Source organism: Amycolatopsis sp. NPDC051758, assembly GCF_044453095.1.
GTDB lineage: Bacteria > Actinomycetota > Actinomycetes > Mycobacteriales > Pseudonocardiaceae > Amycolatopsis.
The window spans coordinates 171,459-191,865 of sequence record NZ_JBITCJ010000008.1; the positions used below are offsets into that span (position 1 = coordinate 171,459).

The following is a 20,407-nucleotide window of genomic DNA, read 5'->3' on the forward strand; positions in this document are numbered from 1 at the left end:
CATGTCGACCGCCCTGCGGACCGGAGTCGCGGTGACCGCGCTCGCCCTCGTCGCGGCGTGCGACGCCCAGCCCTCGGCCGACGCGCCCGGCGGGCCGATCACGGTCACCGCCACGGACACCGCCTGCCAGGTGTCGGCCACCACCGCGCCGGCCGGGAACATCACCTTCCAGATCGTCAACCAGGGCACCAAGGTCACCGAGTTCTACCTCTACGGCGAGGGTGACCGGATCATGGGCGAAGTCGAAAACATCGCACCCGGCCTGAACCGGCGGCTGATCGTCGAGGTCACCGGCGGTGGCACCTACCAGACCGCCTGCAAACCGGGCATGGCCGGCACCGGGATCCGCGGCACGTTCACCGTGACCGGCGGCGCGGCCAAGGGCACCGACGCGAACGCCGAACTGGCCGACGCAACTCGCAGCTACGCCCGCTACATCGGCAGCCAGACCGGCGCGTTCGCCGACGAGTCGAAGAAGTTCGCCGCGGCGGTCAAAGCCGGGGACGTGGCCGGCGCCAAGGCGCAGTACGCCCGCACGCGCGTCTACTACGAGCGGATCGAGCCGGTCGCGGCCAAGTTCGGCGACCTCGACCCGGCCATCGACGTCCGCGAAGCCGACCTCGAACCCGGCCGGAAGTTCACCGGCTTCCACCGCCTTGAAAAGGACCTGTGGGTCACCGGCCTGCAACCGGACTCGGGCTCCGTCGCCGACCGGCTCGTCACCGACGTCACCTCACTCGGCCAGAAGGCCGCCGCTCTGCACCTGAGCGCGCTCGACCTGGCCAACGGCGCCAAGAGCCTGCTCGACGAAGTCGCAACCGGCAAGATCACCGGAGAAGAGGAAGCCTTCTCGCACACCGACCTCAGCGACTTCCAGGCCAATGTGGACGGCTCGAAGGCGGCCATCCAGTCCCTGCGCCCCGTACTCGCCCAGCGCGACCGCGCGCTGGTGACCGCGATCGACAGCCGGTTCGCCGACGTGCAGAAGCTGCTCGACGCCCAGCGCACCGGGGACACCTTCAAGCTCTACACCGACCTGTCGAAAGATCAGGTCAAGGAGTTCGCCGCCGCGGTCGATGCGCTGTCCGAACCCCTGAGCAAGGTCGCGGAGGTCGTGGCCAAGTAAACGTACTTCTACAGTCGGGTAGTATTTCTACATTATCGTAGAGATTCCCCTGGAAGGCGCCGTGCTGGACTACTTCGAAGCGATCGTCGTCGGCGCCTTCCAGGGCGTCACCGAGCTGTTCCCGGTGTCCAGCCTCGGGCATTCCGTCCTGATCCCGGCGGTGATCGGCGGGCGGTGGGCGCACGACCTGAGCGTGTCCACGCCCGAGTCGCCGTACCTGGCGTTCATCGTGGGCCTGCACGTGGCCACCGCCGCCGCGCTGCTGCTGTTCTTCCGGCGAGACTGGGTCCGGATCATCGGCGGGTTCTTCAGCTCGATCCGGCACCGCCGGGTCCAGACGTCCGGCGAACGGCTCGCCTGGCTGATCGTCCTCGCGACCATCCCGGTCGGGGTGAGCGGCCTGCTGCTGGAGCACCTGTTCCGCACCACGCTCGGCAAGCCGATCCCGGCCGCCGCCTTCCTGATCGCCAACGGCGTCGTCCTTTACGGAGGCGAGCTCCTCCGGCGCCGGGCGAACGCGACAGCGGCGCCGGTTCCGGCCGACTCGCCCGGCGCCGCCACCGACAGCGACGTCGCCGCCGACGAACGGCTGTCGCGCATGTCCTTCGGCCGCGGCGTCCTGATCGGCAGCGCCCAGGTGCTCGCCCTGCTCCCGGGGATCAGCCGGTCCGGCGTGACGATGGTCGCCGGGTTGCTGCGCGGGCTGTCCCACGAAGACGCCGCGCGATTCTCCTTCCTGCTCGCGACCCCGGTGATCCTCGCGGCGGGCGTACTCAAGATCCCCGACCTCTTCGGCCCGCTCGGCGCCGGGATCCACGGCCAGGTCCTGGTCGGCAGCCTCGCCTCCTTCGTCAGCGCCTACCTCGCCGTGCGGTTCCTCACCCGTTACTTCCACACCCGGACGCTCATGCCGTTCGCGATCTACTGCGTGCTCGCCGGAGCGGGCGCGCTGGCCGTGCTCACCCTCCGCTGATTACGACAGCGGTGTAGATTCAGGGCATGCGAGACCGGCGGAAGGACACGGCACGACGAGCGCCTGGCACACTCGAGGCCGAAGTGCTGAGCGTGCTGTGGAGTTCCGCCGAACCCCTCGCCCCGGCTGACGTCCAGGCCCGGCTCGAAGACGAACTCGCCTACACCACGGTCGTGACGATCCTCACGCGGCTGCACGACAAGGGCGTCGCGACCCGGGAGAAGCACGGGCGCTCGTTCCGCTACCACGCCGTCGACGACGAGGCCGGGCTGGCCGCGCGGAAGATGACCAAGGTCCTCGACGCCGAACCGGATCGCGACAGCGTGCTGGCCCGGTTCGTGACCCAGCTGTCCGAATCGGACGAAGCCGTCCTGCGCGACCTCCTGCGCGGCCGGCCGTGACCACGGACCTGGTGATCCCGCTGCTGCTGCCTCTGCTGGCGTGGCCGGCGGCGCGGCTGGTCGCGCCCGGGCTGCCGCCGCGGGCCGCGAGCTGGCTGCTCACCGGCGCCTGCTTGGTCCTCGCCGCGGGCAGCACCGCGGCACTGGCGCTGCTCGCGTTCGCCGGGCTGTCCCTGCTCCCGGCGGTGGCCGACCTCGGCAGCTGGTCACCCCAGGCGTTCCGGGCGGAGAGCGGGATCGACGTCCCGGCGTCGATCGCCGGCGGCGTCGCGCTGGCCGTCCTCACGGCTTTGCTCGCGCGCACCATCGTCCGGTACGTGCGATGGGCGCGGCGGCTGTCACGCGAACTGGACGAGCATGGCCGCGACGGCGTCGTGCTGCTGCCGGGCGACGAAGCGGTCGCGTTCGCCGTGCCCGGCCGCGGCGGGCGCATCGCGGTCTCCAGCGGCATGCTGGCCGCGTTGACCCCGCACGAACGGTCCGCGCTGCTGGCCCACGAACGCGCGCACCTCGCCTCACGTCACCATTTCTTCCTGATGGCGCTGACCCTGTCCTCGGCCCTGAACCCGCTGCTGCGCCCGCTGTGCTCGGCCGCGAGCTTCGCCCTCGAACGCTGGGCCGACGAAACCGCGGCACACCGGATCGGCGACCGGACGGTCGTCGCGCACGCGGTCGCCAAGGCCGCCCTCGCCGGTCGCCCGCACCACGGCTTCGCGCTCGCCGCGACCGGCGGACCGGTCCCCCGCCGCGTATCGGCGCTGCTGAATCCCTCGACCGGGCCCCACGGCCTGCTTCCCGTGGTGCTGCTGAGCGCGGTGGTCATCGGAATCGCGGGCCTTTCGGCCCAGACCGCCCTCGACAGCGCGGCCGACCTCCACGACGGCATCGAGATCGCCCAGGCCGACAGCCGCTAATTGCCGCCGTCCCTCCTTCTACCGCGTTTCGCGACGCCGAAGCTCACGACCGCGATGACCGGCGACGCGATCGCGACCACCCGGAGTGCGATGACCGGCAGGCCCGGCTTCGGCTCGGGCATTCCCGGCGGGATGTCCCGTACCTGGAACCGCAGGGTCTTCGTCATGTGGTGCCAGCGGAAGATCTCGTGCCACACGAGGATCCAGCTGCCCGCCCACAGAACGACGGAGACGGCGCCCAGCCAGCTCGCCGTAGCGGTGATTCGCCCGTTCCCGGGGAGGCCCACCCGCAGTCGTTCCGGAAGCACCCGCTGAACAGCAAGCGCCTCCCGCTCCCACGCAGCGCGCTGGGCAGCGGCAGTCCGGTCCCGGCCGGCCCGGCGCAGCGCCGAATGAGGTCCTCGGGGCCGCCACCACCGCGGTGGCACCCCCGGAACCAGCCGTTCCCGGTACTCCCGGAGTTCGCCGTGGCGTCCGGCGAGAAGCAGCCGGGCGAGCTCGAGGTGCTCTGCGCCGATGTAGGGGTGCCCCAGCAGATCCGCCTCGTGATCGGCGACGGCGAGTACGGCCGGGCAGATCGGCTCGGCAGCGAGCGAACGCGCAGCGCGTCGGGTCAGACCTCGGCTCATCGACCAAGGATGGCACGTCTCAGGGAGTACTACGCGTCACGTAGTACGCGCCGTGTACTATCCAGCCATGGACGAGAAGGGGACGGCTGCGCCATCTCGACGTCAGCCGAAGCACCGCCTGATCCGGATTCTGCTGGTCGTGACCTTGTCGATCATGCTGTGCCTCGGCGCCTACGTCGGATACGCCGCGGTCCGAGCGTCGCGTCCGGTCAGCCTGCCTGCTCCGACCGGGCCCTACGCCGTAGGCCGCACCATCACCGAATGGGCCGACCCCGGCCGCGCCGATCCGCTGGCACCTCAGGCCGGCACGCCACGTCGGCTGGCGATCTGGCTGTGGTACCCGGCCGCGCCGCCGCCGAACGCCGCGCCCGCGCAGTACGCCCCGGGACTGTGGGCCGGCCTGCAGCTCGGTGGTGTGCTCGCTTGGAGCGAAACCAGCTTCGACAAGATCCAGGTTCACGCCGCCGCCGACGTTCCGGTCGCGGCCGGGCGGTTCCCCGTCGTGGTTCTGTTGCCCGGTTTGGGTTTCGCCGCGGCGCAGTACACCACGATCGCGGAAGACCTCGCGTCCCGGGGATATCTGGTCGTGGGCGTCACCCCGACCTACAGCGCGAACCTGACGGTCATCGGCGGCGTGACCATCCCGGCGGACGAGGCGGGCAACCCCGCCGTGTTCGAGGGCGGCGACCTGCACGCCGGTGCGGCGCAGGCCGCCGGTGACCGACTGGTCGACGTCTGGGCGGGTGACGCTCGCTTTGCCGCGTCCCGCGCCGCGGATCTGCAGACAGAAGGCCGGTTCGCCGGCCATGTCGACACCACCGCGACCATCTACATCGGTCACTCCTTCGGCGGCGCGGCCGCGCTGGAGGCCTGCCGGTCCGACGCGCGTTGCGCCGGTGCCGCCGACGTCGACGGCACCCAGTACGGCACCGTCGTCCACACCGGGCTCGCCAAGCCGATGATGCTCATCGGCAGCGAGAGCTCTTGCGTGACAGGGGCCTGCGAGCCTGCCGATGCCGGCGAACGTGCCGATCAAGCGACGGCCCGATCCTTGATCGACGCCGGCAAAGCTCCCGTCTGGTGCTACCGGATCACCGGGTCCGAGCATTTCAACTTCACCGACTACGGCGCCTATTACCTCGCCGCTCCTGCCGATTTCCTCATCGCGCTCGGCTCCGTCGACGGCCGGGACGCGCTCACCATCACCAGCACGTACCTCGACGCATTCCTCGACCACGTGGTCGGCGGGCGTTCCGAGCCGCTGCTCACCGCACCTTCGCTGCGGTCAGGCAAAAGTCTGCTATGCCGACGCTAACCTCGCGTTCGATTCACGAGCGTCTTCTTTCTGGCATCGAACAATCATCTGCGAAAAGGCAATGCGCTTGACCCATTGCGGGCGATCCGCCGTGTGCCGTGGTGAGGTGGCGACCTGAAAGAAAGGGCCGATGCCCCACTTGCGTGCGGCCGGAAGGCACCGACCGCCACGGCGATCGCCCTGAGCAGCCCGGCGAGCAACGCGGCGACGGAGAGCTACACTGGTCTCGACACGGCACTGCAGCACAACCTCGGCTTCATCGCGAGCCAGCAGACGGTGCCGGACGCGCAGAGCAGCGCCGCCGACCAAAGCGGCACCAGCCGACAGGGCATGGGCAACCAGACCGGCACCACCGGCCAAAACGGCACTGATCAGAACAGCATGACGGCCCAGCAGAACGCGACCGCGGGCCAGGACTGCGCCGCCATTCTGAGCTACGTCGGCCAGGCCGACCCCAACACGGCCGCGAACCAGCTAGGCATGGCGACCGGTCAGAACGGGGCCGACAACCAGAAGGCGAAGGCTACCGCCGATCAGCAGGCGGCCGACCAGGCAGCAGCCATCGCCGCCGGCTGCGTTGCCCAAGCTTCCGTGAACGGTGCCCAAGCCACCGACACCCAAGCCACCGGTAGCCAGGCCACCGGCGTCGTCTGTTCCGGCTCGACCGTCACCCTCTCCGGCGACGGCGGCTCCCCCGCGGCGTCCAGCAACCAGTTCCCGGTCGGAACCATGCTGAAGGTCACCAATCCGGACAACAACAAGTCCGTCACGGTGCCGGTCCCGCGACGTCCGGCAGCTGCGCGCTGCTGAGCAACTCGGCGTTCGCCAAGATCCGCGAGCCCGGCAAGCAGCTCGTCCGGCACGCGAAGATCTAGCAGGTCGGCTGACCGGCCTCAGGGGTGCCGGCGGAACGTCGGCACCCCTGAGCGCACATCAGTTCAGACCGGGCAGCACCCGCGTGCCTTCCGCACGCACCGCCTGCAACGCGGCCGGGTTCAACCCGAGCAACCGCAGGATCGTCGGCGCGATCTGCGTCGTCGTCACCGAGGCGCCGATCGTCCGCGCTTCCCGCTCCGGTCCGCTCACCACGAGCGGGACCGCCCGGTTGTCAGCCGCGACGCCGCCGTGCTCGGCGATCTTCTTCATCCCACCGGTGTAAACGACGCCGTACTGCGCAACACCGAACAGGTCCGGTACCCGGTCGTCGCCGGGCCGCACCCCGAAGTAACGGGCCGCGTCGGAGCCCGCGTACACCGTCTGCAAACCGGACCGGGTGAACGCCTTCGCCGCGCCGGTGCTGTCGGTGCCCGTTCCGTTCTGCGCCAGCAGATACTGCTTCGCGAAGGACGTCGCGGCGGGCGAGCGATCGGTCAGCCAGAGCAGCATCGCGTCGTCGTCGGTCGACTGGGCGACCAGGTCGCCGGCGCCGGGGTGCAGCGCTCGCCAGGCCGCGTTGAGTCCGTCGAGCAGCTTGCCGTCGTCGACGCGGGTCAGCGCGCGCGGGTCGGTCGGCGACTGGCCGTGCTTGGCGGACAGGATGATCGTCGTGGAGCGGTCGAGGTGCTCCCGGCGCAGCTCGGCGACGAACGCGCCGATCCGGCCGTCCACGAAGTCCAGCGCCGAGCTCAGCACCGGACCGGGCACCACGCCGCCTGCCAGGTAGCCCCCGGCCTTCCCGCCGGACGTCGGCAGCTTCTGCGCGGTGGACACGGACTGGAAGTTGAGGCCGAACACCGCCGGCGTGCCGGTGCGGTGGGTGCGGCCGTGGTCGTAACCGTCGATCTCGTTGAGCACGGCCTGCGCCTTGTAGCCGTCGTACTGCTGGGTGGCGGCGTTGTCGGTGGTCCAGTCGCCCCCGGCCGGGGCGGTGCTGTTGATCTCCGGGGTGAACAGGTCCTGCACCCCGGTACCCGACGGGCCGTTGAGGATCTCGTAGGCCGGGTGCTTGTCCGACCACGCCGTCCGCAGCCCTGCTTGGCGGGCGACCTCGAAGACGGTGTTGACCTTCAGGTACTCGTGCGGCTGGACGGGGCGGCACGTGCGCGGGTCGACCGGCAGGCCGGCCGGGTTCAGCAGGGTCTGCGGGGTGCCGGTCATCCCCAGCACGGACGCGGGCAGCCCGGCCAGGCCCTGCCCGGCGTCGAGGCGGCTCTGGTCGCGGTCGAGGTCCTCGGTGAGGTCGACCTGCGCCCCGGGTTTCACCCCGGCGCACGACGTCGTGCCCGCCGGCAGCAGGCCGTGGTTGTAGGTGGCGTCGTAGTAGATCCCGGTGGCCACCGGGTCGCCGCCGGTGAGCTGTCCGATCAGGCCCGGGAACGAGTCCGACGGCACCGGCGTGCGCGCACCCGTGTAGGCCGTGCCCCGGGCGAGCAGGACGGCCAGCGCCGACTGCGGGTGCCCGGCGGCGTACGCGGCCAGATCGGCCTGATGCAGGCCATCGACGGAGATCAGCAGGACGTGGCGGCCGCCGGGGTGGCCCGCCGCCGCGGCGACGGGGACGGCGGTGAGCAGGCTCAGCGCGGCGAGCGCGGCCGGAATGCGGATCCGGTTCGGGGACAAGGTTTCCTCCTCGGCACGCCCCGGGCGGAGCGTCCCCGGCATCCCACGCCACCGATCCGGCCTCGGGGAGTCGCCGGAGCGAACAGCAGATGAACAGACCTCGGCCGACGATCCACTGTGGACGGTTGCTGGCGTGCACGAGGAACCGGGCGCCCATTCGTCCATTCCGGACAAACTCCCGGTCGCGCCGACACGTGGCGATCGATCGCCGCCCAAGCCCGCGACACCACCTTAAACTACGAGCGTGTAGAACTTCTACATAGGTGTCGTAGACAGGAGTGGGGCATGACTCGCATCGTGATCGTCTCGGCCCGCGTCGGCGCCGGCCACGACGGAGCGGCACACGCGCTGGCCGACCGGCTGACCGGGCACGACGTCGAGGTCGTCGACTTCCTGGACTTCCTCCCGGGCTCCCTCGGTCGCCGGCTGTGCGACGTGTACCACCGGCAGCTGGAAGTCCTGCCGCGCAGCTGGGATTGGACATTGAGCCTGCTCGGCACCCCGTGGGGTGCGGCCCTGGCCGCGCGGGCCGCGACGCTCGCCGGTGACCGGCTGGGCGCGGCTCTCGGCGGCTCCGGTCTCGTCGTCTCGACCTATCCGCTCGCGACCCAGGCCCTCTCCGCACCGCGGACCCGGACCGCGGTCGCCGCGCCGATCGCGGTGTACCTGACCGATCCCTCCGTGCACCGGCTGTGCGTGCACCGCGAGGCCGATCTGCACATCGCCCAGAACCACCACGCCCGCGTGCAGGCGCGCGCCCTCGGCGCCGGCGAGGTGGCCGTCGCGGCCCCGCTCGTCGGCACGCGGTTCCGGCCGGCGACCGCGACCGAGCGAACCCGCGCCAGGCAGGCCTTCGGCCTCCCGGAGACCGCCAGGCTGGCCCTGGTCGTCGCCGGTTCCTGGGGTGTCGGCGAGGTTCGGGAGACGACCGAGGACATCGCGGCGTCCGGCACGGCCCTCCCGGTCGCGGTCTGCGGGCGCAACACCGTGCTGCGCGACCGCCTCGCGGCCGCCGGGTACCCGCACGTGTTCGGCTGGGTCGACGACATGCCCCGGCTGCTGCAGGCCGTCGACATCGTGGTGCAGAACGCCGGCGGGCTGACGACGTCCGAGGCGCTCGCTTCCGGACTGCCCGTGCTCACCTACCGCTGTCTGCCCGGCCACGGCCGCGCCAACGCACAGGTGCTCGACCGCATCGGGCTGGTTCCGTGGCCGCGCGGCCGGGACGAGCTTCGCGTCGCTCTCGCCACGGCCGACCACCCGACCGGGCCCGTCCCCGCAGTGGACGTCGTTCCCCTGCTGGAGAAGCTTGTGGAGGCGGCGTGAAGACCGCCCTCGCGCTCGCCGCTGCCGCCGTGGCTGCCCACGCGGCCCCGGCCGCGGCGTTCCTGCCCGCGCCCCGGCGCGCCCTCCTCCCCCGGCTGGCCGGGGCGACGGTCCCCGGCCGGGTCGCGCTGACCTTCGACGACGGCCCGGCCCCGGCGTCCACTCCGCAGTTCCTCCGGGTACTGGCCGAGCACGACGTGCGCGCGACGTTCTTCCTGCTCGGCTCCCAGGCCCAGCGGTCACCCCGGCTGGTCCGCGAGATCGCCGCGGCCGGCCACGAACTCGGCGTGCACGGCTGGGACCACCGCTGCCTGCTCCGGCGGACACCCCGTGCCACCGAACGCGAACTGCGCACCACCCGCGATCTCCTGCACCGGCTCACCGGCGCCCCACCGCGCTGGTTCCGTCCGCCCTACGGCGTGTTCAGCACAGCGTCGCTGCTCTCCGCGCGCCGCCTCGGGCTCACCCCGGTGCTCTGGAGCACCTGGGGGTTCGACTGGACCGAAGGCTGCACCCCGGCCTCCGTCCGCCGGCGAGTGGCATCCCGCCTCGGCGACGGCGGCACGATTCTGCTGCACGACAGTGACATCACCACCGGGAACGGTGCCTGGCGTGCCACCCTCGGCGCTCTGCCCGGCATCATCGCCGACTGCCGCCGCCGAGGCCTCGACTTCGGCGAGATTCCCGCCGGACAAAACGGATTTTGCCATTCGCTCACGTCACATTGACCGGACGGGAACCCGGTTCTCGCTACGGTGCGCCGAGCCGCGCCGTCGACCGGCCTTTGTAGACAATCACGATTTCGTCCGATTCATGCCCTTCAGCCGAATCCGAGAAGATTGCGAGCCTCATGACGTCAGTACGGGTCCCCGTGTCCAGCCGTGCCCTGGTGAACAAGGTGCCGGAAGTCACGCTCTACTTCTGGCTCATCAAGGTGCTGTGCACGACAGTCGGCGAGACTGCGGCCGACTTCCTCAACGTCGACCTGGGACTCGGGCTGACCGGGGTGTCCGCCGTGACCGGCTTGCTGTTGATCGTCGCGCTGGTCTTCCAGTTCCGCGCGACCCGCTACGTCGCCGGGCTGTACTGGCTCACTGTCGCGATCGTGAGCGTGTTCGGCACCCTCGTCACCGACAATCTGACCGACAACGCCGGGTTGCCGCTCGAGGTCAGCACCATCCTGTTCGGCGCTTTGCTGGCCGCGACCTTCGCGGTCTGGTACGCCTCCGAAAAGACGCTGTCGATCCACTCGATCGTCACGCGCCGCCGCGAGACGTTCTACTGGCTGGCGATCCTGTTCACCTTCGCCCTCGGTACCGCGACCGGGGACCTGATGGCCGAGGTGCTCGGGCTGGGCTACCTCGTCACCGGCGCCATCGTCGTCGCGCTCGTCGCCGTCACCGCCCTCGGCCGGCGCTTCGGCCTGCACCCGGTGCTGGCCTTCTGGTTCATCTACGTCCTGACCCGGCCACTCGGTGCTTCACTGGGCGACTACCTCTCCCAGCCGACGGATCAGGGCGGGCTCGGCCTGGGCGCGACGGTGACCAGCCTGATCTTCGTCGTGGCGATCATCGTCACCGTCGTCTACCTGTCGGTCACGAAGTCCGACGTCACCACGGGCAAGACCGACGAGCCGGTGCGGGGCGGCGGGTGGCAGACGCTCGTGTTCCTGGCCGTGGTCCTGACCGCCGGCGTTGTCGGCTACGGACTGCGCACGTCGGCGTTGCAGGCCGACGCCTCGGCCCCGGTCGCGCCGCAGCCCGTGCCCGGCGGCCCGGCTCAGCCCGCCCCGGCCCGCACGTCGCCGCTCGGTGACCTCTCGACGTTCCGCGACATCACCCAGGACACCCTTAACCTGCTTGAGAGCGGCAACCAGGCGGGCGCGACGAGCCGCGTCGACGACCTCGAAATCCAGTGGGACAACGCCGAAGCCCGGCTGAAGCCCAAGGACAAAGCCGAGTGGACGCGGGTCGACGGCAAGATCGACAAGGTCCTGCGCGAACTCCGCGCCACCAGTCCGGACCGGGCGGCCGAAAAAGCCGCCCTCGACGCCTTGCTGGCGGCGATCGGCTGAGCTCACGGCTTTCCGACGGCCGCACCGGCTTTCGCCCAAGCGGCGCGCAGGTCCACCAGGTAGGTCTGGGCCTGCGCGCCGGGCTTGGTGCCGCGGGCAAACGCTTTCATGTTCCCGGGCCCGGCGTTGTAGCCCAGGGCCAGCAGTTCGTCAGTCGTGTACTGGCCGCTGTGCTTTGCTGGAAGCTGGGCGGCCAAGTCGTGCAGGTACCACGCTTCGGCCTGGATGGCGAGGTCCGGGTCATCCGGCAGCTCCGTCCACTGCCGGGAGGCGAACGGGCGGCCGTGGCGGGTCTCGTCGAACGTCGCGCGGTGCATGTTCGCCACCCCGAACGCCGAGTCCGGCTTGAGGTTCTGCCAGGCCCGCTCGAGCTGCGGGTCGTGTGGCTTGTAGTCCTCGTTGTAGAGGATCGCCAGCACCAGCTGCGGATCGACGCCCGCCTCCCGGGCCCGCGCGATGACCTGCGGGACGAATTTCGCCGGGTCCGGGTTCACCGTCGAGCCGGACGCCGTGTCCGACGGGCTCGGGGGCGGTGCGGCCGACGTCGCGGGAGCCCTGCTCCCCGGGGTCGCCGCCGAGCACCCCGCCAAGGCGAGCGCACACGCGACCGCGAACACACCATACGGCTGCATGGCACCCGCCCTTCCGGTTCACCACCCACCATAGCCGGAGATGCCCAGCTGCCGTTCTTGTTGGCCTGCAGCGCGAACTCGGTCGTGAACGTCTTGGCGAGGTCCACGTTGTGGCCCTTGACGTTGGGGTCGAACGCGGAGAGGACGTTCAGCACGGTCTGCGGGCCGCCTCGGGCATGATCCCGTCCGGGGTGTAGATGCCCTTCTCGTCGGTCAGCGCCGTGACGTAGGCGGCCCGGCCGACGCCGGTGTAGTACTCCGGCGGCATCTGGTCGGTGATCTGGCCGGCGCTGCTCTTGGCGATGAACTTCATAGTCTTGACGAACGCGTTGGCCAGCTTCTGCACGACGTCTTTGTACGCGTCCACATAGGACGTCTGCATGTACAGCGCCGACGCCGGGTCTTGACCGTGGATTCCGACAGCACCGGACATTCGGCGATCTCGCCGGGGTTCACCGGCTGCCGACGGCGAGTGTGCCTCGATCATCGTTCATGCCCCGGATCCGCGGACCGGTCGTCCCGGCCGTTCTCCTCAACGGCAGGAAGGAATTCGGGCCGCGACGTGGTACCGCGGGAGGCTATCCGGCGCGGCGGGTGGTACTGCGGTACGACAGCTCACCGCCGGCGGTGCGGCGTCAAGCGCCGAACCGGCGTTGCCGGCCCGCGTAGTTGCGCAAGGCGCGGAGGAAGTCGATCTCGCGGAAGGCCGGCCAGTAGGCGTCGCAGAAGTGCAGTTCCGCGTAGGCGCCTTGCCAGAGCAGGAAGTTCGACAGGCGCTGCTCGCCGCTGGTGCGGATGATCAAGTCGGGTTCCGGGTGCTCCGGCGCGTACAAGTGGGCAGCGACGTCGTCGACGGTCAGGGTGTTCGCGACCTCGCTGAGCGAACTGCCGGAGCTCGCGCGTTCGATGAGGAGGTCACGGAGGCCGTCGACGATCTCCTGACGGCCGCCGTACCCGATCGCCAAGGTGACGTGGGCACCGGTCGAGCAGTCCCGCGTGGCCTCGGCGGCGTGTTTCAGCGCACGTGCAGTGCTGGCGGGGAGCAGGTCGACGGCGCCCGCGACGTGGACGCGCCAGCGTGCGCCCGGCCGGGCCAGCCGGTCGGTGGCGAGCCGCTCGACGACGTCCATGAGGAACGCCACCTCGCCGCCGGCGCGGTTGGCCAGGTTTTCCGTCGAGCACAGGAAGACCGTGACGTAGCGGATACCCAGGGACTCGCACCAGGACAGCACACGTTCGGCGTGCTCGGCGCCGTACTGGTGGCCGAGGCTGGGGTTGGCCATGCCCTGTTGCCGGGCCCAGCGCCGGTTGCCGTCCATGATCAGCCCGACGTGCTCCGGCAGTTCGGTGCCGGAGAGCTGCTTGCGCAGGCGCCGTGCGTACAGGGCGTAGAGCGGTGCGGTGATGCGCATCGTGTCCGCCTTTCAGGCCGCGGTTTCCGGGGCTCGCAGGACCAGAGGGGTCGCGAGCAGGCACAGCCCGAGCACTGCCGACACGGGCGCCGCACTGACGACCGCGGCGACCGATTGCGTCGCGCCGATGGCCGCGGCCGCCGCGGCCATCACCCGGACCCCGACCCGGAAGCGCCGCGGGGGCACGGCCGGCACGGGGCCGACCCCGGCGAACGCTCTGGCGACCTGGATCACGGCCAGGCCCCACGCACCCCACCAGCACAGGAGCAGCGTGAGCCGGAACGGCGGAGCGAAGGAACCATCGGTCGTGTGGACAACGGCGACCACGAGCCCGCACAGCACGGCGGGCCCGGCGAGCCCGCGCAGGAGCCGTCGCCCGAGGGCCGTCAGCGTGGCCACGGCAGGCCGGGGCGCAACGAGGACCAGGCCGGCGACCACCACCACCGCACAAGCGTCGAGCACCCGGGGAAGTCCGCGAGCGTCCTCGACGGTCAGGTGGACGGCGAACCAGCCGAGGCCTGTCACGATCACCGCCATCGCCGTGACCCGGGCTTGGCGCTGAGCCTCCGAGCGCGCGGGCCAGACAGCGGGGTGCAGCCACACATCGGCCGCGCTCACGAGCAGGTTCGGCCACGACCGGGCGCCGCACGCGCCGACGTCCGCCGCGAGGTCCGCGCCCCAGCGGTCCCGGAACGCACGGGGATAGAGCCGGACCAGCCGCTGCGCGACGGTCATGCCGGCCGCACGCCGAGCCGCCGCAGACCCGCGTCGGCCACCCGGGCCATGGCGCGCAGCTCGCGCTCCAGCACGGCGCGACCTTGCTCGGTGATCCGCACCGGACGCTGCCGACCTTCACCGTCGAGTGCCTCGATCAGCCCCTTCGCCTCCAAGCGGGCGAGCGCGCCGTAGAGGCTGCCCGGCCCCAGCCGTTCGCCGGTCAGCTCGCCGATTGCAGTGTTGATGGCGTAGCCGTGCAGCGGGCCGTCGGTCAGCGCGTAGAGCACCAAGATCTGAGCGTCGTTCGGCATGGTCGGCCCCTCCGGTCGACCGCACATTACTACGCGTTACGTAGTACGTGCAACGTACCGCTCTCCAGACGAATCGGTCACCGTATGGGCCGTCGGCCGTGACCTCTCCCGGCTCGACGACCGCCTCGACCTCCGCGCGGCCTTGCTCTGCTGATCCACTGTGGACGATCAGCGGGACAGGTACATCGACTGCACCGCTTGGTAGGCGGTCAGGCCTTCGGGACCGAGTTCCCGCCCGAGACCGGAGTCCTTGACACCGCCGAACGGAGCGGCCGGGTCGACCTGGTAGGTGTTCACGCCGATCGTCCCGGTCTGGATCCGCTGCGCGACAGCCTGTCCACGCGCCGGGTCGGTGGTCCACACCGACCCGCCGAGCCCGAACGCCGAGTCGTTGGCGATCGCGACGGCGTCGTCGACGTCCTGGTACTTGATCACCGACAGGACCGGGCCGAAGATCTCCTCCTGCGCGATGGTGGAGCGGTTGTCCACGTCGGCGAACACCGTCGGCTCGACGAACCAGCCCTGCGCCTGCCCGGCGGGCCGTCCACCGCCGGTGGTGAGCCGCGCGCCCTCCCCCAGTCCCTTCGCGATGTAGCCCTCGACGCGGTCGCGCTGCCGCGCGGAGGCCATCGGGCCGATCTGGGTGGCGGGGTCGAGCGCGTCGCCGACCGAGAGCCCGCCGGCGAAGGCCGTGAGCGTGTCGACCACCTCGTCGTAGCGGGACGCCGGCGCGAGGACCCGGGTGCCGAGGTCGCAGGTCTGCCCGTTGTTCATCAGGGTCGCCCCGAACAGGCTGTCCAGGTTCGCGACGAGGTCGGCGTCGTCCAGCACGATCGACGCGGACTTCCCGCCCAGCTCGAGCGTGACGGGCCGCAGCAGCCGCCCGCAGGTCTCCGCGATCTGCCGGCCGGCCGCGGTCGAGCCGGTGAACGCGACCTTGTCCACGCCCGGGTGCGCGACGAGGTGGGCACCGACTTCCCGGCCACCCTGAACGACGTTGATCACACCCGGCGGGAATCCGGCCTCCTCGACGGCTTCGGCGAGCAGCTGCGCGTCAAGCACTGTTTCCGGGCTCGGTTTGAGGACGACCGCGCAGCCCATCGCCAGCGCGGGCCCGAGCTTGAACGCCGTCAGTGTCATCGGGAAGTTCCAGGGGACGATGGCGCCGATCACGCCGATCGGGGGCCCGCCGCACGCGGATCTTGCCGCCGAGCATGCCGTCGCGGACTTCGTCGAGCACCGCCGTGCGGATCAGGTTCGCGTAGTAGCGCAGCACCAGCTGCGGGAACGCGCCTTCGGCACCCGTGGCGATGGTGATCGGCATGCCGTTCTGGTTGCTGACCCGACGCGCCATCTCGTCGCTGCGCGCGTCCAGAGCGACCGCCAGGCGCTCGATGGCGTCCGCGCGGGCGCCCGGTTCCCAGCCGCTCCAGCCCGCCGGGTCGTCGAAGGCGGCCCGGGCCGCGGCCACCGCGGCGTCGATGTCGTCCTCCACCGCCTCGGGCACCCGCCCGATGGGCTCTTCCGTGCTGGCGGAAACCACGTCGATGGTCTTCGTCGAGGCAGGCGCGACCCACCGGCCGCCGATGTACAGGGAGTCATAGACCAGCGCCATCGTCTTCAGCCGGCGTCACCTTCCGCCGGGGCGGTCGAGGCGGATCTGCCGCAATCGCATCCCTGACGCAAGTCCTCAAAAATGATGTCAATGCTTTGTGATAAGCCACCGCGGCGTCGTGATGCTGGTACCGCGGGTCGACGAGGTATTGAGCACTACCGTCAGACTGGAGCTTGACGACGGCACTGAAGAACGCGACCTCGTCTAACTCGTCGTTGTCGTTCGGATGAGTGAGTGGATTGCGTATATCGCGCAGGTGGGGGATGCTGGCTTCGAAACTTCGCTGAGCGTCGAGGAGCTCCTGCGGTTGACCGAAGATTTTGATGATCGATATCCCTACGGCACGTAGACGCGCCAGCTCGTAGACATAGTAATCTAGGTCGTTGCCGTCGTCGCCGGTCAAGTCGATGACTTCATGCGGGCTGTCGGGCAAAATTCGCGGCGCATTGGCCGATCGATCGAGGATTCGATGACGCTGTTTCTCAAGGCCAGCTCCGGTGCGCCGCAACGCGCTAAGAAACCGGCTCGCCGCCTTGTCGAAATCCCTCTTCGGCATAACCTCAACATACACCAGGCCTCGTAGGCGCACGCGGTCCAGCGTGGTCGACGTGATCATCAAACTGCACCCGAAACGGGCACGAGACACCTCACGGACAAGCGAAGGCGCTCAACTCAGGAGACTCGTGCGGCCGAAGAGCTGCCGTGCAACACCGGTTCGGCGTAGCGGATGGCGATAGAGCATGCCTCACAGCTCAAACGGGCGAGTCGACGAGACCGCCGTCGAAGCGTGGCGGCTGGCACCGGAGAGGTGGCGCACGCGGGTCTCCCTCGGGTTCCGCAATAGCCTCGGGACCTGCTAGCCGAGCAGCCGTTGCTTCATCATCTCGAGGTTACCGACGCCGGCCGGGCCGACCCTGTTGACCGGGCGACGGTGCCAGCTCGTCGCCAACGAACGCGGCCGAAACTACTTCTCGGAAGTGCCCTTCGACGCGGCCGCCACTACGGACATCGTTGGCATCTACGGGGCACCGGGTCAGCGCCCGCCGCAAACTTGGCACCACTAGGTCAGGACGAGCGGTACAGCTGCGAGACGACCCCGAACTGGTTGAGCATCGCCGACGACAAGTTCTCCGCCGACTCACGGGTTTCTTCGACCGCTGCGGCGGCCGAGATCTCCGTGATCCACGGTTGGATTCGATGAAGTTCCCGCGACCTGTCGGACTTGGCGAACTGGCTGATGTCGTTCCGCTCGGCGCAGAAGTACTTCCATGTCGGCTCCACCCCGCCGCCAATACCGGCGCGAACACCGATCGGTGAGTCGTGGTGCAGGTGCAGGTTCAGCAGCTGCGCCAACACCAAGAACTCCCCGGCCGCGACATCGACTGCTTCCGCGTTGACCACCACCTTCAGGTCGATGGGGCGGTCTTCCATGGTCTTCCAGCTGACGTGCACGGCGAAGGCGACGGTGCCGTCGTGGCCGAGCTGCAGGTAGACGGGGCGCAAACCGTTGCTGTCGGCGGCCGCGAGCGTGTTGCTCACTACCCACGAGCGCAAGCCGACGCGCGCGTTGTGCCTCTGGTCGCCAAGGTTTCGAAGCGCTTGAACACCGAAGCCAGGCCGCGTCCGGAGGCTCGCGCTGTCTTCGAGCGCTCGCTCGAGGATGTGCGCAACGTCGGTGCGGTCGATTCGGCCGGCGAGCCGCGGCACCTGCCGGACCGGCTGCGCCGCGAAGATAGCCCAGCCTTGGTGCACGCCCGGCTGCACCACCAAAGCGTGGGTCGAATCCCACAGGTTCCGCAGTTCCTCACCGTAGCGCTCCTGGGCGGTGAACCGGTCCCGGTACACGCGCGCGATCTGGTGTTCTTCCATCCACGCCGTGTGGTCTCCGTCCCGATACGGGACCACGAAGGCGTTCTGTTGCTTGTCGCGCGCCGAAGTGCCCATGACCGAATGCGGCGCGAGCTCGCTCGCCGGGACCTCAACCACCAGGACGGCCTTTGCCGCGTCGGGCGACCGAAGGACCGTGCAGCGGACATCGGCTAGGAAGGGGCGCACGTGGTTGCGCAGCCACTGGCCGTATTGCCGGTCGTCCACAGCGTCCGCGTCGATCCCCTCCAGACGATGATCATCGGTCACGCCGTAGATCAGCAGACCGCCGCGGGTATTCGCCATGGCGGTGACGTCTTTCGCGAACTCGTTCCACGCGCCGTCCCGGGGTGGCTGTGGGAGGGCTTCCTTCCAGTCCAGGACGTCCGCCTCGGACAGAGCGTCCGCGGCCGCGGCGGCGACGTGCTCGAAGCTGAGCGGTCCCGGACGCAGCCCAAGGTGTTCATGGATTCGCGTCCACGTGCTCGTCATCGCTTCAGGCTAATCAGGAACGCACAGCGAGCCCGGCAACACGCCCGCACCGCACAGCAGCCCTCATCGGGTGAACGAGGACAACGGTCGAGCGGCCCGAGCCACCGACCCACGCAGGTTGCGCGGTCGAAGGCCGCAAACGGGGGGCGGTGGCGCGCAACGTCCGCAAGCAGAACGCCAACGCCCGGCCCGCCATCGCCGGACCGCTCCCGGACATCACCGGTTACGACGTCGTGCTCCTGGCCAGCGGCCTCTGGAACGTCCAGCCGCCCCTGATCATGCGGACCTTCGCCGAGCGTCTCGACCTCACCGGCAAGACCGCCCTGCCGGTGACGACCTACGCCGTAAGCGGCCTGGGCAGGGCGGTTGAGAACTACACACAGGCGTGCCGCGGTGCGACGATCGGAGATGGCCTCGCAGTGCGTGGCGAAGAGGTCGGCCAGTCCCGCGATGCCGTTGTCATGGCTCTAGTGGGCCGGCTTGCGCTGAACGCGGCTCTCCGAGCAGCCGGTGGAGCTCCGGCAGCACGGCGCCGATGTCCTTCTTCGTCCGGAAGACCACGATGGAGCCGTCCTCGTCCCCGCCGGACCGCGCGAACAGGTCGACGGTCTCGGCCATCGCGGCGTCGAACTCCTGCTCCGGTGTGCTCGTCTGCCCGCGCAGCCATCGTCGCAGGACGTGGTTGTGCGCGGTCACCACCGCGCCGGCCATCAGCTCGGCGCGCAGCGCGTTCTCCTCGCCGCCGCCCATCCAGCGGTGCAGGAAGCCGCGGAACAGGCGTTGGTACTGCTGGACTCCGGCGATCTCACGGTCCCGCAGCGCCGGGACGCTGCGCGTCAGGCGGTACCGGGTCAACGCCCGCTCCCCCTCGGCGAGGTAGTGCCGCAACACGAGCCGGGACGCCTCGGTCACGGCGAGTAGGGCGGTGCGGTCGGTCGAGCCCGTCAACCTGGCTTCGATCGCGCCGAGCAGGACGTCGTGATCGGGAAAGATCACGTCCTCCTTCGCCCGGAACGCGCGGAAGAACGTGGTGCGCCCGACGCCGGCCCGCTCGGTGATGTCGTCGACCGTCGTCTGGTCGTAGCCGCGTTCGCCGAACAGCTCGAACGCCGCCTCGCTCAAACGTTCCTTCGCCGACATCACGCACCTCTCGTCGCGGCTCAGCCTAAGGCGTGGCGGCCGTCATACCCGGGCACCTTCACCTACTCGCCGGTACTCAGTACCGTTCTGATGGTACTCAGTCTCAGAGAGGTGGCGATGATGGAACGCGTCGGCGTGGTCGGCTGTGGACAGATGGGGGCGGGGATCGCCGAGGTGTGCGCCCGGGCCGGCCTCGACGTGGTGGTCGTCGAGGCCGATCCGGCCGCCGCAGCCGCGGGACGCGGGCGCCTGGAAAGCTCGCTGGCCCGCGCCGAGAAGAAGGGCAAGATCCCCGACGCCGGCGAGGTCCTGCAGCGGATCCGCGTGAGCGAAACCCTCGACGATCTGGCCGACCGCACCCTGGTCGTGGAAGCGATCGTGGAGGACGAGCAGGTCAAGGCGGAGCTGTTCGGGCAGCTCGACAAGATCGTGGCCGCGCCGGATGCGATCCTGGCGTCGAACACGTCGTCCATCCCGATCATGAAGCTCGGGACCGCGACGCAACGGCCCGCCCAGGTCATGGGGATCCACTTCTTCAACCCGGTGCCGGTACTCCCCCTGGTCGAACTCGTGCCCAGCCTGCTGACCGCCGACGCCACCGTCCAACGAGCCAGGACGTTCGCCCAGGACACGCTGGGCAAGCAGGCGATCTTCTGCCAGGACCGCGCCGGCTTCGTGGTCAACGCGCTGCTGATCCCGTTCATCCTCGCGGCGATCCGGATGCTCGAATCCGGCTTCGCCAGCCGCGAGGCTATTGACGAGGGCTTGGTCCGCGGCGCCCATGGGTGAGGCCGCGTGATGCTGTCGATCACCGTCCCGTCCACGGGCGTGCACATGCCGTCGTTCGCCCGCCTTCGAGTGGTGCAAGGCGATGAATATCCGCTCGTACCCAGATGGAGCAGACC

The 20,407-nt window shown here is 70.0% G+C and carries 21 protein-coding genes and 2 pseudogenes; 11 read left to right on the forward strand and 12 right to left on the reverse strand.

All coding sequences use genetic code 11. The features are described 5' to 3' along the window. Position 1 precedes the first annotated feature (1 nt). The 4 genes from efeO (at position 2) to ACIA5G_RS33810 (ending at position 3,414) form a co-directional block, all read left to right on the forward strand. Complete coding sequence (efeO, locus tag ACIA5G_RS33795) at positions 2-1,126, forward strand: iron uptake system protein EfeO (protein ID WP_395930630.1); 1,125 nt, start codon at positions 2-4, stop codon at positions 1,124-1,126. Positions 1,127-1,187: 61 nt separating this feature from the next. Further along, the gene (locus ACIA5G_RS33800) at positions 1,188-2,099 is read left to right on the forward strand and encodes an undecaprenyl-diphosphate phosphatase (protein WP_395930632.1); all 912 of its coding nucleotides are present in this window, start codon (positions 1,188-1,190) and stop codon (positions 2,097-2,099) included. Positions 2,100-2,125: 26 nt separating this feature from the next. Next, positions 2,126-2,500: a BlaI/MecI/CopY family transcriptional regulator gene (locus tag ACIA5G_RS33805; RefSeq protein ID WP_395930634.1), complete on the forward strand. Its 375-nt coding sequence runs from the start codon at positions 2,126-2,128 to the stop codon at positions 2,498-2,500. Next, positions 2,497-3,414, forward strand: coding sequence for a M56 family metallopeptidase (locus ACIA5G_RS33810; RefSeq protein WP_395930636.1), 918 nt, complete (start codon positions 2,497-2,499; stop codon positions 3,412-3,414). Before ACIA5G_RS33805 ends, ACIA5G_RS33810 begins: the two co-directional genes overlap by 4 nt. Here the strand turns inward: ACIA5G_RS33810 and ACIA5G_RS33815 are convergent. Continuing rightward, positions 3,411-4,043, reverse strand: coding sequence for a hypothetical protein (locus ACIA5G_RS33815; RefSeq protein WP_395930638.1), 633 nt, complete (start codon positions 4,041-4,043; stop codon positions 3,411-3,413). The genes ACIA5G_RS33810 and ACIA5G_RS33815 overlap by 4 nt on opposite strands. Positions 4,044-4,110: 67 nt before the next feature. On the opposite strand from ACIA5G_RS33815, the gene ACIA5G_RS33820 reads away from it, so the two are divergent. Together ACIA5G_RS33820 and ACIA5G_RS33825 are read left to right on the forward strand one after the other, a co-directional pair. Then, on the forward strand, positions 4,111-5,358 hold the full coding sequence (locus ACIA5G_RS33820) for an alpha/beta hydrolase (protein WP_395930640.1): 1,248 nt from the start codon (positions 4,111-4,113) through the stop codon (positions 5,356-5,358). Positions 5,359-5,634: 276 nt separating this feature from the next. Next, positions 5,635-6,168, forward strand: a complete 534-nt coding sequence (locus ACIA5G_RS33825) for a hypothetical protein (RefSeq protein ID WP_395930642.1) — start codon at positions 5,635-5,637, stop codon at positions 6,166-6,168. A gap of 123 nt (positions 6,169-6,291) precedes the next feature. Here ACIA5G_RS33825 and ACIA5G_RS33830 read toward each other — a convergent pair whose 3' ends face one another. After that, positions 6,292-7,917, reverse strand: coding sequence for an alkaline phosphatase family protein (locus tag ACIA5G_RS33830; protein WP_395930644.1), 1,626 nt, complete (start codon positions 7,915-7,917; stop codon positions 6,292-6,294). Positions 7,918-8,202: 285 nt separating this feature from the next. Here ACIA5G_RS33830 and ACIA5G_RS33835 point away from each other — a divergent pair, with 285 nt between their 5' ends. The 3 genes from ACIA5G_RS33835 to ACIA5G_RS33845 all read left to right on the forward strand — a co-directional run bounded on the left by ACIA5G_RS33835 (position 8,203) and on the right by ACIA5G_RS33845 (position 11,317). Beyond that, a complete protein-coding gene (locus tag ACIA5G_RS33835) occupies positions 8,203-9,243 on the forward strand; it encodes a hypothetical protein (RefSeq protein WP_395930646.1) in 1,041 nt (346 codons plus the stop codon). After that, positions 9,240-9,971 carry a polysaccharide deacetylase family protein gene (locus ACIA5G_RS33840; protein WP_395930648.1) on the forward strand — a complete coding sequence of 244 codons (732 nt, stop codon included), beginning with the start codon at positions 9,240-9,242 and terminating at the stop codon, positions 9,969-9,971. The genes ACIA5G_RS33835 and ACIA5G_RS33840 overlap by 4 nt, the downstream gene beginning before the upstream one ends. Before the next feature lie 122 nt (positions 9,972-10,093). Then, a complete protein-coding gene (locus ACIA5G_RS33845; protein ID WP_395930650.1) occupies positions 10,094-11,317 on the forward strand; it encodes a hypothetical protein in 1,224 nt (407 codons plus the stop codon). A gap of 2 nt (positions 11,318-11,319) precedes the next feature. Here ACIA5G_RS33845 and ACIA5G_RS33850 read toward each other — a convergent pair whose 3' ends face one another. The 9 genes from ACIA5G_RS33850 to ACIA5G_RS33890 form a co-directional block, all read right to left on the reverse strand. Beyond that, entirely contained in the window at positions 11,320-11,949 is a 630-nt protein-coding gene (locus ACIA5G_RS33850) for a transglycosylase SLT domain-containing protein (protein ID WP_395930652.1), read from the reverse strand. A 148-nt stretch (positions 11,950-12,097) separates the two neighbouring features. Beyond that, entirely contained in the window at positions 12,098-12,382 is a 285-nt protein-coding gene (locus ACIA5G_RS33855) for a hypothetical protein (protein ID WP_395930654.1), read from the reverse strand. Between the two features lie 202 nt (positions 12,383-12,584). Next, on the reverse strand, positions 12,585-13,361 hold the full coding sequence (uppS, locus tag ACIA5G_RS33860) for a polyprenyl diphosphate synthase (protein WP_395930656.1): 777 nt from the start codon (positions 13,359-13,361) through the stop codon (positions 12,585-12,587). Between the two features lie 12 nt (positions 13,362-13,373). Next, positions 13,374-14,096, reverse strand: a complete 723-nt coding sequence (locus ACIA5G_RS33865; protein ID WP_395930658.1) for a hypothetical protein — start codon at positions 14,094-14,096, stop codon at positions 13,374-13,376. After that, positions 14,093-14,389 (reverse strand): PadR family transcriptional regulator, encoded by a 297-nt coding sequence (locus ACIA5G_RS33870; RefSeq protein WP_395930660.1) that lies wholly within the window; start codon positions 14,387-14,389, stop codon positions 14,093-14,095. The genes ACIA5G_RS33865 and ACIA5G_RS33870 overlap by 4 nt, the downstream gene beginning before the upstream one ends. Positions 14,390-14,557: 168 nt before the next feature. Continuing rightward, positions 14,558-15,529 carry an aldehyde dehydrogenase family protein gene (locus ACIA5G_RS33875; RefSeq protein ID WP_395930662.1) on the reverse strand — a complete coding sequence of 324 codons (972 nt, stop codon included), beginning with the start codon at positions 15,527-15,529 and terminating at the stop codon, positions 14,558-14,560. Beyond that, complete coding sequence (locus ACIA5G_RS33880; RefSeq protein WP_395930664.1) at positions 15,444-16,004, reverse strand: aldehyde dehydrogenase family protein; 561 nt, start codon at positions 16,002-16,004, stop codon at positions 15,444-15,446. The genes ACIA5G_RS33875 and ACIA5G_RS33880 overlap by 86 nt, the downstream gene beginning before the upstream one ends. Beyond that, positions 15,988-16,620, reverse strand: coding sequence for a hypothetical protein (locus ACIA5G_RS33885; RefSeq protein WP_395930666.1), 633 nt, complete (start codon positions 16,618-16,620; stop codon positions 15,988-15,990). The genes ACIA5G_RS33880 and ACIA5G_RS33885 overlap by 17 nt, the downstream gene beginning before the upstream one ends. A 449-nt stretch (positions 16,621-17,069) precedes the next feature. Further along, a complete protein-coding gene (locus ACIA5G_RS33890) occupies positions 17,070-18,362 on the reverse strand; it encodes a helix-turn-helix domain-containing protein (RefSeq protein ID WP_395930668.1) in 1,293 nt (430 codons plus the stop codon). A gap of 149 nt (positions 18,363-18,511) precedes the next feature. Here ACIA5G_RS33890 and ACIA5G_RS33895 point away from each other — a divergent pair. Further along, a pseudogene (locus tag ACIA5G_RS33895) lies at positions 18,512-18,775 on the forward strand (flavodoxin); the annotation flags it as partial. Between the two features lie 46 nt (positions 18,776-18,821). Here ACIA5G_RS33895 and ACIA5G_RS33900 read toward each other — a convergent pair. Continuing rightward, positions 18,822-19,502: a TetR/AcrR family transcriptional regulator gene (locus tag ACIA5G_RS33900; RefSeq protein WP_395930670.1), complete on the reverse strand. Its 681-nt coding sequence runs from the start codon at positions 19,500-19,502 to the stop codon at positions 18,822-18,824. A gap of 111 nt (positions 19,503-19,613) precedes the next feature. Between ACIA5G_RS33900 and ACIA5G_RS33905 the strand changes: the two are divergent. Continuing rightward, positions 19,614-20,279, forward strand: a pseudogene (locus tag ACIA5G_RS33905) (3-hydroxybutyryl-CoA dehydrogenase); the annotation flags it as partial. Positions 20,280-20,407 lie beyond the last annotated feature (128 nt).